This window comes from Xanthomonas hortorum (assembly GCF_011305375.1).
Lineage (GTDB): Bacteria > Pseudomonadota > Gammaproteobacteria > Xanthomonadales > Xanthomonadaceae > Xanthomonas > Xanthomonas hortorum_E.
The window spans coordinates 68,841-83,997 of the sequence record NZ_VCME01000004.1; the positions used below are offsets into that span (position 1 = coordinate 68,841).

Genomic DNA, 15,157 nt, shown 5'->3' on the forward strand with positions numbered 1-15,157 from the left:
CTGCGGCCTGGCTGCAGGGTCCTTGCCCGCCCACCATCGCAGGACACGCCGCAAGTACGTCCATGTAGGCTCTTCTGCGGCATCCATGCCGCATAAGGTCCCGCGACGGTGGGCGGGCAAGGACCTGTCGGAATGGTCGGAATGGGCGGTGTGCATGATTGCAAGCACTGCATGACGTGCATTGCTCGGATAACGGCGCGTCCGATCAGAGTTCTTCGATCCGACCAATGTCACTGCCATTGCTGACATCACTCCACTCGTCAGGCAGCCTCCTCGTTTTCCTTCCCTACACGTGCACTCGCGATGATGTGCGTCTGAGATAGGACACAACAGACAGTGATCAAGCTCGACAGACGCTCATTGAGACGCAGCCTGGCCTGCCTGCTGCTTGCAGGCCTGGCGTTGACTGCTTGCACGCCGCGCCGCCCTGGCGAGGTGCCGGCGCTGGTGCATGCGGCGGATGCGCAGGCCGAGGTGGTGCAGACCGATGCCGGTGCGCTACGCGGTGTGCGTAGTGCGCAAGGGCGGGTGTTTCTGGGCGTGCCATTCGGCGCGCCGCCGGTGGGTGCGTTGCGCTTCCGCGCGCCACAAGCTGCGCCAGCCTGGAAGGGAGTCCGCGATGCCACGCAGGCCGGGCCGGCGTGCCTGCCGCGTCATCGCTTCGGGCAAAAGCAGGTGTCCGAGGATTGCCTCACCCTCAACGTCTATGCGCCACCCGGGCCGGCGCCAGCGCATCCGCGCGCGGTGATGGTGTGGATCTACGGCGGCGCGCTGGAGTTGGGCAGCAATGTCGACTACGACCTGAGTGCGTTGGCAGCCCGGCAGAACATCATCGTGGTGGCGCCCAATTATCGGCTGGGGGTGTTTGGTTTTTATGCGCATCCCGCGTTAGGTGGTGAAGGCGAAGGGGCGTACGCGTTGCTCGATCAACAGGCGGCGTTGCACTGGGTGCAGCGCAATATCGCCGCCTTTGGTGGCGATGCGCACAACGTCACCGTGTTCGGCGAATCGGCCGGCGCATGGAGCATCTGTTATCAGCTCGCTTCACCGGGCGCGGCGGGTCTGTTTCAACGTGCGATCCTGCAAAGCGGCAGTTGTCTTGCGAGCGATTCCAGCGTGCCGCGCAGCGAGGCCGAACGTGGTGGCGTGCGCATGGCGCAGACGCTTGGCTGCGAGCGTGCAAGCGAGGTTGCCGCGTGCCTGCGCGCGCTCCCTGCAAACGCATTGGCCGATGCAAAACCGCAGCGACGTGGCTTGACCGGCAGCGATGCGTGGGCACCGATGTCTGGTGGCGACGTCTTGCCATTGCCGCCTGCCGAGGCGATCACCAATGGGCAGCACGCGAAGGTGCCGGTGCTGATCGGCAACAATCGCGACGAAGGGCGCCTGTTCGCGCAACTGCTGTCCTATTTCGGCGCACTCACGTTGCGCAGCGGCTATGAGGCGCGCGTGCAACGCATGCATACCGATCCGACAGCGATCATGACGCAGTACGCAGATGTCGCTGCGCAATCGCGCTGGCACGCCTATGCCGACATCGTCACCGATGGTGGCTTCGCCTGCCCCACGCGTCGGCTAGGCCGGGCGTTGCGCAATCACACAGCGGTCTATGCATACGAGTTCGACGACCCGCAGGCGCCGTACGGTTTGTTGCGCTTGCCGTTTTCGCAGCCACTGGGCGCTTATCACGCCTCCGAACTGGTGTATCTGTTCCAGCGCCCGTGGGTGCTCAGTGGCAAGCCGCAGTTCAGCCCGCCGCAGCAGGCGCTCGCCGATACCTTGCAGGATTACTGGGGCGCGTTTGCGCGCACCGGCGATCCGAATGGTGGCGGCCGGCCGCCGTGGCCGCGCTTCGATGGCGACACGCCGTTGACGTTGTCGCCGGGCAGGATCGGGGCAACGCCCGACTTCGTGCAACGTCATCGCTGTCCGTTCTGGGATGCGCAAGCGCACGCCGCGTCCACATCCGTGCAGCCACCGTTGCATTAGGGCGACCCGCACAGATGGCAAATGGTCGTTACACCAATCCAGCGTTATAGGAGTCACACATGTCCGAATCCACCTTGCAGCACTGCCCGGAGGTGCGCCTGCGCAATGGGCGCAACGTGCCCGCGCTCGGCCTGGGCTCGTGGAATCTGGGCCAGGGTCGACATGCGCCGCAGCAGGAAATCGATGCGCTGCAGACCGGCCAACAGCTGGGCATGCGCTTGATCGATACCGCCGAGATGTATGGCAACGGGCGCTCCGAGCAACTGATCAGCCAGGCCATCGGCAGCGCGCAGCCGCCGTATCTGGTGTCGAAAGTATTGCCAAGCAACGCCAGCACGCGCGGCATTGCGCGTGCCTGCGAAGCCAGCCTGCAACGGCTGGGCGTCCGCACGCTGGATCTGTATCTGCTGCATTGGCGTGGCGGCAACGATCTGCGCGAAGTGGTCGATGCGTTCGAGGCCTTGCGCGATGCCGGCAAGATCCGCGACTGGGGCGTGTCGAATTTCGATGTCGAGGATATGCAGGAGCTGTGGGACATTGAGGGCGGACAGCATTGCCTGGTCAATCAAGTGCTGTATCACGCCGGCAGCCGCGGGATCGAATTCGATCTGCTGCCGTGGTGTGCACAGCACGAGGTCACAGTGATGGCGTATTCGCCGTTGGGAAGCCGCGCGTTGCTGGATCACCCGGTGCTGCACGCCATTGGCGAGCGACGTGGCGTGGCCGCAACTGCGGTGGCGTTGGCGTGGGCGATTCGCAGCGGCAAGGTCATCGCCATTCCCGAATCGGGAACACCTGCACATGTGCGTGTCAATGCAGCAGCGTGCACGTTGCAACTGGATGCCCAGGATCTTGCCGAGCTGGACCGTGCATTTCCACCGCCAACGCGCAAACAGCCGCTGGATCTGTTGTAGCCAGCTCACAACAGTCGGGCTCGTTAGATGTGAGCACGTGCACTGCATCGGCACGTTGCGTGACACACGCAACATCTCGCTGCGATGCATCGCAAACTTCTGGTTGCATGTGAGTATTCGTTCGCATGCAGACACGTGCAATTAACAGCGCCGCTCCCAAGCTCGTTGATCAGCCCGCATCCCAAGAGCGACTAACAACACCACTGCGCAGCCATCAGGCGGGCGCGGCCGGTGCTCCGAATCGGCATGTACCATTCGTACACTCCAGTTCTCCGCGCCGTTCGCATCACCTGACGACCGCTCGCCACCTGTTGTTGGCCGCTCTACGCCCGCCAGAGTGGAGTCCCATGCCCAAGTCCCCCAGCAAGCCCGCGCAAGTTCCTTCCATTGCTCCCGTCAGCGCAACACCCGAAACATTGCGCGGTACGGGCGATGAGTTGCATCAGAAAGCCGGCGGCACGCATCCGCAACTGACCACCAACCAGGGCATTCCGGTTGGCGATAACCAGAACTCGCTGCGCGCAACGCCGCGCGGCCCGACGTTGCTGGAAGACTTCATTCTGCGCGAGAAGATCACCCACTTCGATCACGAGCGTATTCCCGAGCGCATCGTGCATGCGCGCGGTAGCGCAGCGCACGGCTATTTCGAGCTGACCAAGTCGTTGAGCCAGTACACCACGGCCAAGATCTTCACCGAGGTCGGCGAAAAGACCCCGTTGTTTACGCGTTTTTCCACCGTCGCCGGCGGCGCCGGCTCGGTGGACACGCCGCGCGATGTGCGCGGATTCGCGGTGAAGTTCTACACCAAGGAAGGCAACTGGGATCTGGTGGGCAACAACATCCCGGTGTTCTTCATCCAGGATTCGATGAAGTTCCCGGACCTGATCCATGCGGTGAAGATGGAGCCGGATCGCGGTTTTCCGCAGGCCGCCAGCGCGCACGACACGTTCTGGGATTTCATCTCGCTCACGCCCGAATCGATGCACATGATCATGTGGGCGATGAGCGACCGCACGATTCCGCGCTCGCTGCGCATGATCGAAGGCTTCGGCATCCACAGCTTCCGTTTCCTCAACGAAAACGGCGACAGCACCTTCGTCAAATTCCATTGGCGTCCCAAGCTCGGGCTGCAGTCCACGATCTGGGATGAGGCGGTGAAGATCGCCGGTGCCGATCAGGATTTCCATCGTCGCGATCTGTTCGAATCGATTCAAAGCGGCGATTTCCCCGAGTGGGAACTGGGCGTGCAGTTGTTCACCGAGGCCGAAGCTGAGGCATTCCCGTTCGACCATCTGGATTCGACCAAGGTCATTCCCGAAGAGCTGGTGCCGCTGCAAATCGTGGGCCGCATGGTGCTGGACCGCTGGCCGGACAACTTCTTCGCCGAGACCGAGCAGGTCGCTTACTGCCCGGCCAACATCGTGCCCGGCATCGACTTCAGCAACGACCCGCTGCTGCAGGGCCGCCTGTTCTCGTATTTGGATACGCAATTGAGCCGTCTGGGTGGACCCAACTTCCATCAGATCCCGGTCAACGCGCCCAAGTGCCCGTTCGCCAACAATCAGCGCGACGGCCATATGCAGATGGGCGTGCCGAAGGGGCGTGTCGCGTACGAGCCCAGCTCGCTGCAAGCCGATGCACCGCGTGAGGCGCTGCGCGGATTCCCGAGCCATGCGACATCGGCTGAAGACGGCGCGAAAGGCCGCGTGCGTGCAGAAAGTTTTGCCGATCATTACAGCCAGGCGCGCATGTTCTTTCGCAGCCAGACGGCGCCGGAGCAGGCGCATATGGCGTCGGCGCTGGTGTTCGAACTATCCAAGGTGGAAACCGCGCACGTGCGCGAAGCCATCGTGGGCCATCTGCGTCACATCGACCCAGCGCTGGCACAGCGTGTGGCCGATGGCATGGGCATGACCACGTTGCCGCCGGCACCTCCGACTGCGGTTGCGCCAACCGACATGCCGTTGTCGCCGGCCTTGCAGCTGATCGGCAAGATGAAGGACACCTTGCAGGGCCGCACCGTGGGCATCCTCATTCACGATGGCTCGGATGCCGCTGCAATCAAGGCGGTGCGCAAGGCTGCCGAAGCTGCGGGTGCCACAGTGAAAATCGTCGCGCCGAAAGTGGGCGGCGCCAAGCTCAGCGACGGCAAGCAACTGGCCGCCGACGGTCAATTGGCAGGCACACCATCGGTGGTGTTCGATGCGGTGGCGGTGCTGTTGTCCTCGGAAGCGGCCAAGCTACTGACGCGCGAATCGGCTGCACTGGATTTCGTCAGCAACGCGTGGGCGCATCTGAAGGCCATCGCCTACGACGATGGCGCGCAGCTGCTGCTCAAGGCTGGCAATGTCGGCAAGGACGCGGGCGTGATTGCAGCTGCAGATACCAAGGCATTCATCACTGCCGCCAAGACACGCCAATGGGCGCGCGAACCGAAGGTGCGCATGCTGGCGTAACCGCACCAGCGCCATCGAAAGCTGCCTTGGGCGCGAGCGACTTTCCATGTCGTTTCGCGCCCATTGCATTTCATCCGCTACCTACTAACCGTTCTGCTTTGGCGAGGACACCGTGCCACGGCTCACTTAGCTTCTAAGCGCATTTAGATGCCGCTATGACTTTAAATCTTGGTCGTCTCGGAATGGCTGGTTGGATAGCGAGGAGAGATCAGTTGTAGAGCGGATGATCTGCGGCTTGGCTGCAGGGCCCTTGCCCGCCCACCATCGCGGGACACGCCGCAAGTACGTCCTTGTAGGCTCTTACGCGGCATCCATGCCGCGTAAGGTCCCGCGACGGTGAGCGGGCAAGGACCAGTCAAGATGGTCGGTTTGCATGGTGCAAGCAGTGCATGACGTGCGTTGTTCGGATAACGGCGCGTCCGATCAGTGTCCCAAGGCAAGCCGAATAACACGCAAGCTTTCAACAAAGCAACCGACTCACTTTCTGGAGCGGTGTCCTCACCGATTGCGGGACCGTGTGGCGGCATGGATGCCGCCACCGAGCCTCCACGGACGGATTCACGGCGTGTCCCGCGAGCGGTGAGGGCACCGCACGCTCGACCAACTCAGCTTTTGACGCAACTCTCTGCTGCTGCATTGAGGGCACCAGCATTGAGGCACCACACACTCAACTAACTCAGCTGCTGCGCAGTCGTCTTGTTTAGATATTCTCAGACGTTTCGGCAGGAAACTGCGCAGCGTTAGCCAGCGCGCGGTACTCGCGTGGCGTCATGCCGACCGCCAGCTTGAATTGCCGTGCAAAGGCGCTTTGATCGCTGAAACCGCAGGCATGCCCGATTTCGGTGAGGCTCTTGTTTCCGTGCAGCAGATGCATCGCCATCTGCAGGCGTAGTTTGGCCAGCACCTGTTGCGGCGTGAGCTGGAATACCTTGCGAAACGAGCGTTGCAGTTTGGACATCGAAAATCCGGTGATTTCCACCAGCGCCTGCATCCGGACGTTCTGTGCGTAGTTGGCGTTGAGATACGCCAGCGCAAGCCGTAGTTTTTCGTACTGCGATTCATGCCCATCCTGCGGCCCCAGATCGCGCGAGATGCCGATGATGCCCTGTACCTTGCCGTCCACCAGCAGCGGACGTTTGCAGGTCAGGCACCAACCCGGTTCGCGGTTGGCGAACAGATGCAGCTCCAGCAGGTTGTCGATCACCGCACCGGCCAGCACTTGCTCGTCCTGATTGGCGTAATTGGCGCCCAAGCCGCTGGGATAGACCTCGGCAACGCGCTTGCCGATCAGCTCCTTGCGCGACTTCAGCCCCAGCCGCCGCAGCATGGTCTGGTTGACGTGGGTGTAGCGGCCCTCGCGATCCTTGACGAAGAACAGCACGTCCGGCACGGCATCGAACAGCGCTTCCAGATCGGCAGGATCGATGCTCTTCATGCAGGAGGATTCATGCAGGCCAATGGACTCAGGATCAGGAAAGACGCGACTGTGCTAAGCGCACCATCAGTGCACATCGCAACGCACGCAGCGCCATGATACGCCGCGCGCCTGGGCTCTACGGGACCACGCTCAGCGCGGCGTGTCGGCCACGTTTGCCGCCGCCGGTGCGGCCTTGGCATCCACGGCCGATGCCGTGGGGTTGCCGATGCGATTCAACGGCACCTGCCGCGCTTGCCAGCTGCTCGCCACGGCTGCGCCGGCCTGCGACCCGACCTGCACGCGCAGCCGCGCACTCCCGCCGGGGGCAACGAATTCGACAACGCAATCGCCTGCGGCCATGCAGCTGTCGGCGGCCAGCGGGTCCACCGGCTGCCAGCCCTGCTCCATCACCGTCTGCGCGAACGCGCGGTAGCCCATGCCGGACTTCAGCGTGGCCGGCAACGGCACGATCGGGTCGCTGGCCACAGTATCGCCACCGACGGCGGCGGCACCATTCGCAGGCGCCGGCGCCGAAACAGGCGCACGCACAGCCGCAGGCCGCGATGCGGCATGCAAGGCAGGACTACAGAGTAGGACGACTGCCAACAACGAGGGGCGGAATAACGTGCGCATGCAAACGGTCCTTGCGATCCTGGCAGGGAACTGAAGAAGTTAAAGAATCGCTATTTTGACATGGCTTGGGTGCGCTGCGGCAGCCGTGGCCTGCCGGCAGTTAACCGGCCTTCGGCCCCCGAATGGGCTGCCGACCCGGGCCAAGCAGCCCATTGACTCAACGGGTTTCATCGACATGGCCGATCCGCAGTTTGGGCAAGGCCGGCTGCACCTGCGAATGGCGCAGCCATTGCCGTTGCAGGATCGATCGCGCCGACCGACCACAGGATCCAGGCAGTGATCACCCGGCACCCCGCACCAGGCGGGGTGCCGGGTGAAGCATCACTGGCCGATATGCTGCTTCAGCCAGCTGTTGACGGTGTCGTGCCACAGCACGCTGTTGTCCGGCTTGAGCACCCAGTGGTTCTCGTCCGGGAAATACAGGAACTTGGAGTCGATGCCCTTGCGCTGCAGCGCGGTGAACGCGGCCAGGCCTTGTTCGACCGGGATGCGGAAATCCTGCTGGCCGTGGATCACCAGCATCGGCACCTTCCACTTGTCCACGTGCAGCACCGGGTTGAACTTCTCGTAGCCGGCCGGGTTCTGCCACGGCGTGCCGCCGTTTTCCCATTCGCTGAACCACAATTCTTCGGTGGCGTAGCCCATGGTGCGGTTGTCGAACACGCCGTCGTGATCGACCAGGCACTTCCACGGTTGATTCCAGTTGCCCGCCATCCAGTAGACCATGTAGCCGCCGTAGCTGGCGCCCAGCGCACAGGCCTTGTCGCCGTTGAGGAAGCCGTACTGCTTCTGCGCGGCGGTCCAGCCCTTCTGCAGGTCTTCCAGCGGGCGGTCGCCCCAATGCTGGCTGATCGCATCGGTGAAGTCCTGGCCGTAACCGGTAGAACCGTGGAAGTCGATCATCACCACCGCGTAGCCCTGCCCGGCATAGGTCTGCGGATTCCAGCGGTTGCTCCAGCCATTGCCGAAGCTGCCCTGCGGCCCGCCGTGGATCAGGAACGCCACCGGATAGGTCTTGCCTTCCTGATAGTTGTAGGGCTTGACCACGTAGCCATGCACGGTGTCGTTGTTCCAGCCCTTGAACTGGAACTGTTCGTAGTCGCCGAACTGCACGTCGGGCAGCAATTCGCCCGCGTTTTGGGTAATCGCACGCAGGCCCTGGCCCTGCACATCGCTGACAAATACCTGATCGCCGCTCTTCAACGAATTGCGTGTAAACGCCAACGTGTTGCCGGCCAGCGTCGGCGCATGCACGCTGCCCTCGCCTACCAGCTTGGTCGCATCGCCGCTGGCAATATCGATCTTGAACAATGGGTGCTCGCCGAGGTCGTCGGCGCTGGTGTAGAGGCTGGCGCCGTCATCGCTCAATACGATTTCGCCGGCCGAGCGGTCCCATTTGGGCGCGATTTCGCGGGTCTTGCCGCTGGCGACATCCATCGCGATCAGGCCGAAGCGGTCGGCTTCGAAACCGGGGCGTTTCATTGCGCGGTAGTACAGCGTCTTGCCATCGCTGCTGAACACCGGGCCGGCATCCCAGGCCGGGTTGGACGCGGTCAGATTGACCGGTGCGGACTTGCCGGCCGCATCCAGCCGGTACAGATCGAAGTTGGTCTGCCACGGCTCGTCGTTGCCGGTGGGCTTGCTGCCGGCCTTTGCATTCTTGCCTGCCTCAGGACCATGCGGCTGCGGCACGCGCACGCTGGCCACCACGCTGCTGCCATCGGGCGACCAGGTGTAATCGTCATTGCCGCCGAACGGCTTGGACGGCGCATCGCCGGCCAGCGTGGCGCTGATCGCCGAGGCACCGATCACCGCTTTGGCGCCGGCGGCAGGCAGGTCTGCGACGAATAGCGTGTTGCGGCGGCCGTCGTTCCAGGTGTCCCAATGCCGCACGAACAACTGGTCGTACACCACGCCGCTGGCCTTGGCGTTCTTGACGCTGGCGAGCTTGGTCTTGGTGCAACCCAGATCCGAGCCGCAGTCCTGGAACACGCCGGCACTGAAGGCAATGCGCTTGCCATCGGGCGAGAGCTTGTAGCTGTCCACGTCCACCGCAAACGCGGTGAGTTGCTGCGGGGTGCCGCCGGTCAGCGGTTGCGCGTACAGCTGCTGGGTGCCGGATCTGCTGCTGAGGAAATACACCGTCTTGCCATCCGGCGACAGCGCCGGGCTGTTGACATTCCAGCCTTCCGGAGTCAGCCGTTTGGGCGGCGCTGCATCGCGGGTCCGCAGGTTGCGCATCCACAGACCGGTGGCCGGTTTGCCGTTGCTGCTCTTGGCCTGCCGCTTGGCAAATACCAGCACGCTGCCATCGGGGCTGAGCGTGGGTGCGGACACACGGTCCAACGCCACCATGTCGCGCACATCGAAACCGCGCGCGGCGGCAAGACTTGGCAAGGCGGCCAACAGACACAGGGGCAACACGGCGTAACGAAGCTTCATCGAGAGTTCCCGCAACGGCAAAACGTCGATGGTAGGCGTTGCCGTAGCGAGCGCGCAAAGGCTTGCGGTTGGGTCTGCCTGTGTGGCGGCATGTGCATGCCGGACTAGCTGGAAAAATGCGCAGCTAGCGATGCATGTAAAAGTGGAGTGTGCTGCATTGAAGCAAAATCTTGCAGCGGTATCGATATGCGATCGGCCGGGACGCAGGGGTGTCACTGCGCAGCAGAGGCAGGCGGTTAGTCGTGAATCGCACGATGCTTACAGCACGCAGGCAACGTGGTGCCGGTCAACCGGCACCACGCAATGTCTTATCGCACCGCTGCTACCCACGCGGTTTTTATAGCGCAGTGATACTCCGCTTCAACACATCAGAAGCGATGCGACATCCCCACATACACCTGCGCGTCCGGGGTGCGGTCGTTGAGGCCGAAGTTGGCGCCCACATCCAGTTGCAACAGCGGGTTGAGCAGATACGCAGCCGCGATGTCGGCCGAATACTGTTCGATGGTTTCCGCGGGGTCGCGATTGATCGAAGACCACACTTCTACCGCCATCGACAACTTCGAGGTGAGCGGATGCGCCAGGTTGATCGCATTGACGATCGCGACATGGTTGCCGCTGCCATCGCTGTCGGCCAGCCAATCCACCTCTGGCCCGAGGGTCAGCGAGAAGCTATTGGGCAACACGAAATTGATCGGCAATGCGACGCCGCCTTCCCACTCGTCGTTGCCCAAGCCGGTACGCGCGGTCGGTGCCTTGACGAACGGCAGCAGCGCCACGCTGGCGGTGTCGCTTTCGTAGAAACGCGCCTTCATCCGTAGAAAGATATCGCCGCCGCCGCTCAGGCTGCTGCGTGCACCGGTAGCGCGATCGGTGGTTTTGACCTGCAGCTGCGGCGCCCAGTTGAGCTGCAGATCGATGCGGTCGCTGACGCCGTACTTGAGCGTGGGATTGGTGAAATAGGAGGTTTCGATGCGCGTGCCGGGCTGGCTGTCGCGGGTATAGCTGCCGATGTCGGTTTCCAGCTGCCACGCGCCGGTGGGCACGGTACAGGTGGAATTGGCCTTGGTCGGGCGATCGGTACACAACGCCGCCTCGGTGGCGTCTTGTGCCTGCGCCTGCAGCGCCAGGCTGCACAGCACGCCGGCCAGTGCGATGGTCAACAACGGTGCGCGTGGCGCGCGGGTGGAGCGCTTGGAGATAGCAGTCAGCATTGCAGTGGTTCCATGGCAAGACGCTGGACAGATCGTGTGAACGGTCAGCGTTAGGGAGGGGGAAATGCACGTGGAGGTAGAACGACTGCATGGCCGCCGACGGGCGACGTCCTGCCAATCGATCTTATAGGCGTCTGCAGGCCCATAGGGGCCAACCATGACAAAAGCGACCGCAACCGCAAGCCGATGTTGCACAGCGTGATGTGAGTAGCACTTTCACTGACATCCATCGCAGCGTTACGCGGTGCGAGAACCTGCGTCGCGGGGTGTCATCGGGATCGATCGAGGCATGCAGTAGCCGTGGCGCACCATCCGTGCGGGAAACGGCACGATACGGAGCAGCGGCATAAAGTCGCTATGCATGGCGCCTGCGTGTGGCGTAAAGCCGACGCAAAGGAAACGCAATTGCCGAAGCGCTGACAGTCAAATGAGGCCCACTGCCATGCGGTTGCAGCGGTGATTCGATACGCCGTGTCGCGTGGGACTGCTGATGCACGCGCAGTTCCCTGGCAATGCGCTTGCAGTCGACCAGCGTATATCGCGATGTAATCAGCACAGCGGCAAGGCGATCGCAATGCCACAACGAAAAACGGACACGCATCAGCGATGCGTGTCCGTCGGGATGAGGCATGCAAGCGCATGCCTCAATGCTGCATCACGCTCAGGCAGTCTGTTCGCCGCGCTTGCCGACGCGATACAGCAGCCAGCCGACCAGGGCGAGGATCGCCAGGCCGAACCATTGGTTGAGCTGCAAGCCAGCCGGCAATGCCAGCACATCGGCGCGGCTGGACAGCACGATCGGCACCGCAATGGCGATGCCCATCAGCGCCTCGCCGGTGATCAGGCCGGCAGCGAACAGCACGCCCGGGCGGTGCACGCGATCGCGGCCGTCTTCGTCGTCGGCGCGGATCTTGTGGAAGCGCTCCACCAGGTGCGCGATCAGGCCACCGATGAAGATCGGCACCATCAGTTCCAGCGGCAGGTAGATACCGATCGCCGCGGCCAGCACCGGCACGCGGAAGCGCTTGCCGGTTTTCTTCAGCCATTCGTCCAGCGCGATGATCGCCGCGCCCACGCCGGCACCGATGGCGATCATCGCCCAAGGCAGTTCACCACCGAACAATCCCTTGGCGACCGAAGCCATCAGCGTGGCCTGCGGTGCAGCGAGCGAGTTTGGATGCTGCGGGGTGGCCGGGCCGATGCCGTACGCCTGTGCCAACAAGTTCAGCACCGGCGCCATGATCAGCGCGCAGGAGAACGCACCGATGCCCAGCATCAGCTGCTGCTTCCAAGGCGTGGCTCCAACCAGATAGCCAGTCTTTAGATCCTGCAGATTGTCGCCGCCCACCGCCGCCGCACAGCACACCACCGCGCCGATCATGATCGCCGCCACCGCGCCCAGCGGCGCGCCGCCGATACCGGCCGGCACCAGGCCGTCCTTGCCGAGCAGCAGCACCAGCACCGCCGAGGCGAACAGGATGGTGGAGATGGTGATGCCGGACACCGGATTGTTGGATGAGCCGATCAACCCGGCCAGATACCCGGACACCGACACGAACAGAAAGCCGGCCACGATCATGATGATGGTCATCGGGATCGACACGTGCCATTGCTGCACGATCGCCTGATACAGGCCCAGCAGCGGCAAGGTGCACAGCACCAACGCCACCAGCATCCACTTCATCGGCAGGTCGCGCTCGGTCTCGGCGACCACACCGCCACCGCTCTTGCGCGCGGCGGCAAAGCCGCTCTTGACGCCGGACAACAGCGACTTGCGCAGCGAGAACAAGGTCCACACGCCACCGATCAACATCGCGCCGACGCCGAGATAACGGATCTTCGCGCCCCAGATGGCGAATGCCGCGTCGGCCGCCGGTGCATCGATCAGGCTCTGCGCCAATGCCGGATCCGAGCCCATGAAGAATTGCTGATACAGCGGGATGGCGATATGCCAGGACAGGATCGCGCCAGACAACACCACGATGCCGACATTCAAGCCGACGATGTACCCCACGCCCAGCAGCGCCGGCGACAGGTTGGTGCCCAGATACCCCACCAGCCGGCTACTGCCCAGGTACGTGGCCTGCGCCCAGGTGTCCGGAATCACCCGCAGGCCGCTGGCCGCAGCCAGCTTGACCAGTGCGCCGATGGCACCGGAGATGGCCAGGATCTTCAGACCCGGACCGGGGTTTGCACCGGCCTTGAGCACTTCGGCCGCGGCCTTGCCTTCGGGGAACGGCAGCGGGTCTTCGACGATCATCGAGCGCCGCAACGGCACCGAGAACAGCACCCCGAGCAACCCGCCCATGCCGGCGATGCCGAGCACCCACCAGTATTTGAAGTCCGGCCAATAGCCCATGATCACCAGCGCGGGAATGGTGAAGATCACCCCCGCCGCGATCGACGACCCCGCCGAGGCACCGGTCTGGACGATGTTGTTTTCCAGGATGGTGCCGCCGCCGAGCAGGCGCAGCACGCCCATCGAGACGACCGCGGCCGGAATGGCGGTGGCGATGGTCAGGCCGGCAAACAGGCCGAGATAGGCATTGGCGGCCGAAAGCACCACCGCCAGCACGATGGACAGCACGACGGCACGAAAGGTGAGCTGGCGCGGCTGCGCGTCATGGCTCATGGGCAGTTCCCCTGTGGCAAAAAATCCGGACCACGCTAGCGCCTGTGCGCGGTTCCGTCCAGCTGCGTCGCGGCGTGACAGTGTGCCTGTTATGGCGGGTGGAGTACGCGGGACGTTGCACCGGGAGAGTCAGGAGCGCACTGCACGATCGAATCGACCGCAGCACGCGCCTGGCTTGCAAGACGCGTACTGCAGTGACTGGTGACTGCTTGCAAAAACGACCGCGTCTTGATCAGGCGAACGCGGCTGGCGATCGGCGGCGCATGGATCACTCGGATACCGGCGCGCTTGTGTTGCGTCAGCGCGCCGGTCTGATCGCAGTGCGCCTACCGCATCACTGCAACTGCTCGCTCAACGCAGCGCTTCGGCAAACGCCAGGTAGGCCTCAATCACCTCCGGCAGCTCGGCGAACAACGCGTCCAGATCCACCGTGTCCATCAATGGCCCGCGTGCCGATTCCAGTGCCGCCGGGATGTCTCCGTCGTGCGCGCGCAGTGCGTCTGACACATGCACGGCCTGGGCAAGCAGCAGCGGCATCAACGCGCCTTCCGGTGCGGCGGCCGGGCGGACCTGATAGGCGATGGCTTGCTGGATCACGGCCGGCAACTGCCAGCGACGCACCAGCTCGGCGCCCACTTCCGGGTAACCAAACCCCAACTGCAGGGTTTCTTCAGCCGCATGACCGGCAGAGGAGGTGTCGTGATTGATGCGGCTGGCGTATTCCGGCGCGCCGGACTGGATCAGCAACTCGCCGATGTTGTGCATCATGCCGCAGGTAAACGCGGTTTCCGGATCGAGCCCGTGCTGGCGCGCCAGCAACCGGCAGATGCCGGCCACGCCGAAACTGTGCCGCCAGAAGGCGTTGAGATCGAAACTGGGGCCGGCATGAAACGCGCCGGTCATCGACGAGGCCAGCACCAACGTGCGCAGCGTGTTGAAGCCCAACCGCATGGCCGCGTCTTCGACGCTGGTGGAATCGCGCAGGCCATGGAAGCGCGCCGAATTGGCCAGCCGCAACACCTTGGCGGCGATCACCGGATCGCGCTCGATGGTGTGCGCCAACACATCGATGTTGGTGTTCGGATCATCGAACTGACGAATCAGGTCCTGCGCCACCTTGGGCACCGTGGGCAAGGTATGCAACTGGTCAAACAAAACCTCCAACTTCATGATCGCCTCGTGGGAAAGAAATGGGTCAGCGCAACTGCGCCCGCCATGGTGTCGTACAGGCCGCTTGAAAGTCACTAGCCCGCTGCATGCCCTGGCGTGACCACGCCATCGCCATCACTGGGCGCCAAACCGCAGCGCCATTGGATTTTGCGCGCCTGCGTAGGGCGCTGCGCGTCGCGCATGGAACACTGCAACGCCACAGCGAACACAGCGCCATGCGGCGATGCTGGCAGCTGGGCAATGTGGTCGAGGACGGCGATAACTACGGATGATGGATGCCGATAGACCTG

9 protein-coding genes and 1 other RNA gene are annotated in these 15,157 nt (G+C 63.4%); 4 read left to right on the top strand and 6 right to left on the bottom strand.

Annotation, left to right across the window (positions count from 1 at the left end; all coding sequences use genetic code 11):
* Window positions 1–360 precede the first annotated feature (360 nt).
* From FFY45_RS03370 to FFY45_RS03385, 4 genes are all read left to right on the top strand, one after another.
* A complete protein-coding gene (locus FFY45_RS03370) occupies window positions 361–1,989 on the top strand; it encodes a carboxylesterase/lipase family protein (RefSeq protein WP_176339418.1) in 1,629 nt (542 codons plus the stop codon).
* Window positions 1,990–2,048: 59 nt separating this feature from the next.
* On the top strand, window positions 2,049–2,903 hold the full coding sequence (locus FFY45_RS03375; protein WP_176339419.1) for an aldo/keto reductase: 855 nt from the start codon (window positions 2,049–2,051) through the stop codon (window positions 2,901–2,903).
* A 246-nt stretch (window positions 2,904–3,149) separates the two neighbouring features.
* Window positions 3,150–3,223: non-coding RNA, sX9 sRNA (locus FFY45_RS03380), on the top strand.
* A gap of 27 nt (window positions 3,224–3,250) precedes the next feature.
* Window positions 3,251–5,359 (top strand): catalase, encoded by a 2,109-nt coding sequence (locus tag FFY45_RS03385; RefSeq protein WP_176339420.1) that lies wholly within the window; start codon window positions 3,251–3,253, stop codon window positions 5,357–5,359.
* 700 nt (window positions 5,360–6,059) lie between these two features.
* On the opposite strand, the gene FFY45_RS03390 is transcribed toward FFY45_RS03385, so the two are convergent.
* The 6 genes from FFY45_RS03390 to FFY45_RS03415 form a co-directional block, all read right to left on the bottom strand.
* On the bottom strand, window positions 6,060–6,794 hold the full coding sequence (locus FFY45_RS03390) for an AraC family transcriptional regulator (RefSeq protein WP_176339421.1): 735 nt from the start codon (window positions 6,792–6,794) through the stop codon (window positions 6,060–6,062).
* 132 nt (window positions 6,795–6,926) lie between these two features.
* On the bottom strand, window positions 6,927–7,409 hold the full coding sequence (locus FFY45_RS03395) for a hypothetical protein (protein ID WP_176339422.1): 483 nt from the start codon (window positions 7,407–7,409) through the stop codon (window positions 6,927–6,929).
* Between the two features lie 321 nt (window positions 7,410–7,730).
* Window positions 7,731–9,851: an alpha/beta hydrolase family protein gene (locus FFY45_RS03400; RefSeq protein ID WP_176339423.1), complete on the bottom strand. Its 2,121-nt coding sequence runs from the start codon at window positions 9,849–9,851 to the stop codon at window positions 7,731–7,733.
* A gap of 368 nt (window positions 9,852–10,219) precedes the next feature.
* Window positions 10,220–11,065: a transporter gene (locus FFY45_RS03405; protein ID WP_176339424.1), complete on the bottom strand. Its 846-nt coding sequence runs from the start codon at window positions 11,063–11,065 to the stop codon at window positions 10,220–10,222.
* A 661-nt stretch (window positions 11,066–11,726) separates the two neighbouring features.
* Window positions 11,727–13,697 carry an OPT family oligopeptide transporter gene (locus FFY45_RS03410; RefSeq protein ID WP_176339425.1) on the bottom strand — a complete coding sequence of 657 codons (1,971 nt, stop codon included), beginning with the start codon at window positions 13,695–13,697 and terminating at the stop codon, window positions 11,727–11,729.
* Window positions 13,698–14,048: 351 nt separating this feature from the next.
* Window positions 14,049–14,867 (bottom strand): HDOD domain-containing protein, encoded by an 819-nt coding sequence (locus FFY45_RS03415; protein ID WP_043889015.1) that lies wholly within the window; start codon window positions 14,865–14,867, stop codon window positions 14,049–14,051.
* Window positions 14,868–15,157: the final 290 nt, after the last annotated feature.

Coding starts and splice junctions, on each gene's coding strand:
- FFY45_RS03375 (WP_176339419.1), top strand. CDS start 2,049: ATGTCCGAATCCACCTTGCAGCACTGCCCGGAGGTGCGCCTGCGCAAT.
- FFY45_RS03385 (WP_176339420.1), top strand. CDS start 3,251: ATGCCCAAGTCCCCCAGCAAGCCCGCGCAAGTTCCTTCCATTGCTCCC.
- FFY45_RS03390 (WP_176339421.1), bottom strand. CDS start 6,794: ATGAAGAGCATCGATCCTGCCGATCTGGAAGCGCTGTTCGATGCCGTG.
- FFY45_RS03395 (WP_176339422.1), bottom strand. CDS start 7,409: ATGCGCACGTTATTCCGCCCCTCGTTGTTGGCAGTCGTCCTACTCTGT.
- FFY45_RS03400 (WP_176339423.1), bottom strand. CDS start 9,851: ATGAAGCTTCGTTACGCCGTGTTGCCCCTGTGTCTGTTGGCCGCCTTG.
- FFY45_RS03405 (WP_176339424.1), bottom strand. CDS start 11,065: ATGCTGACTGCTATCTCCAAGCGCTCCACCCGCGCGCCACGCGCACCG.
- FFY45_RS03410 (WP_176339425.1), bottom strand. CDS start 13,697: ATGAGCCATGACGCGCAGCCGCGCCAGCTCACCTTTCGTGCCGTCGTG.
- FFY45_RS03415 (WP_043889015.1), bottom strand. CDS start 14,867: ATGAAGTTGGAGGTTTTGTTTGACCAGTTGCATACCTTGCCCACGGTG.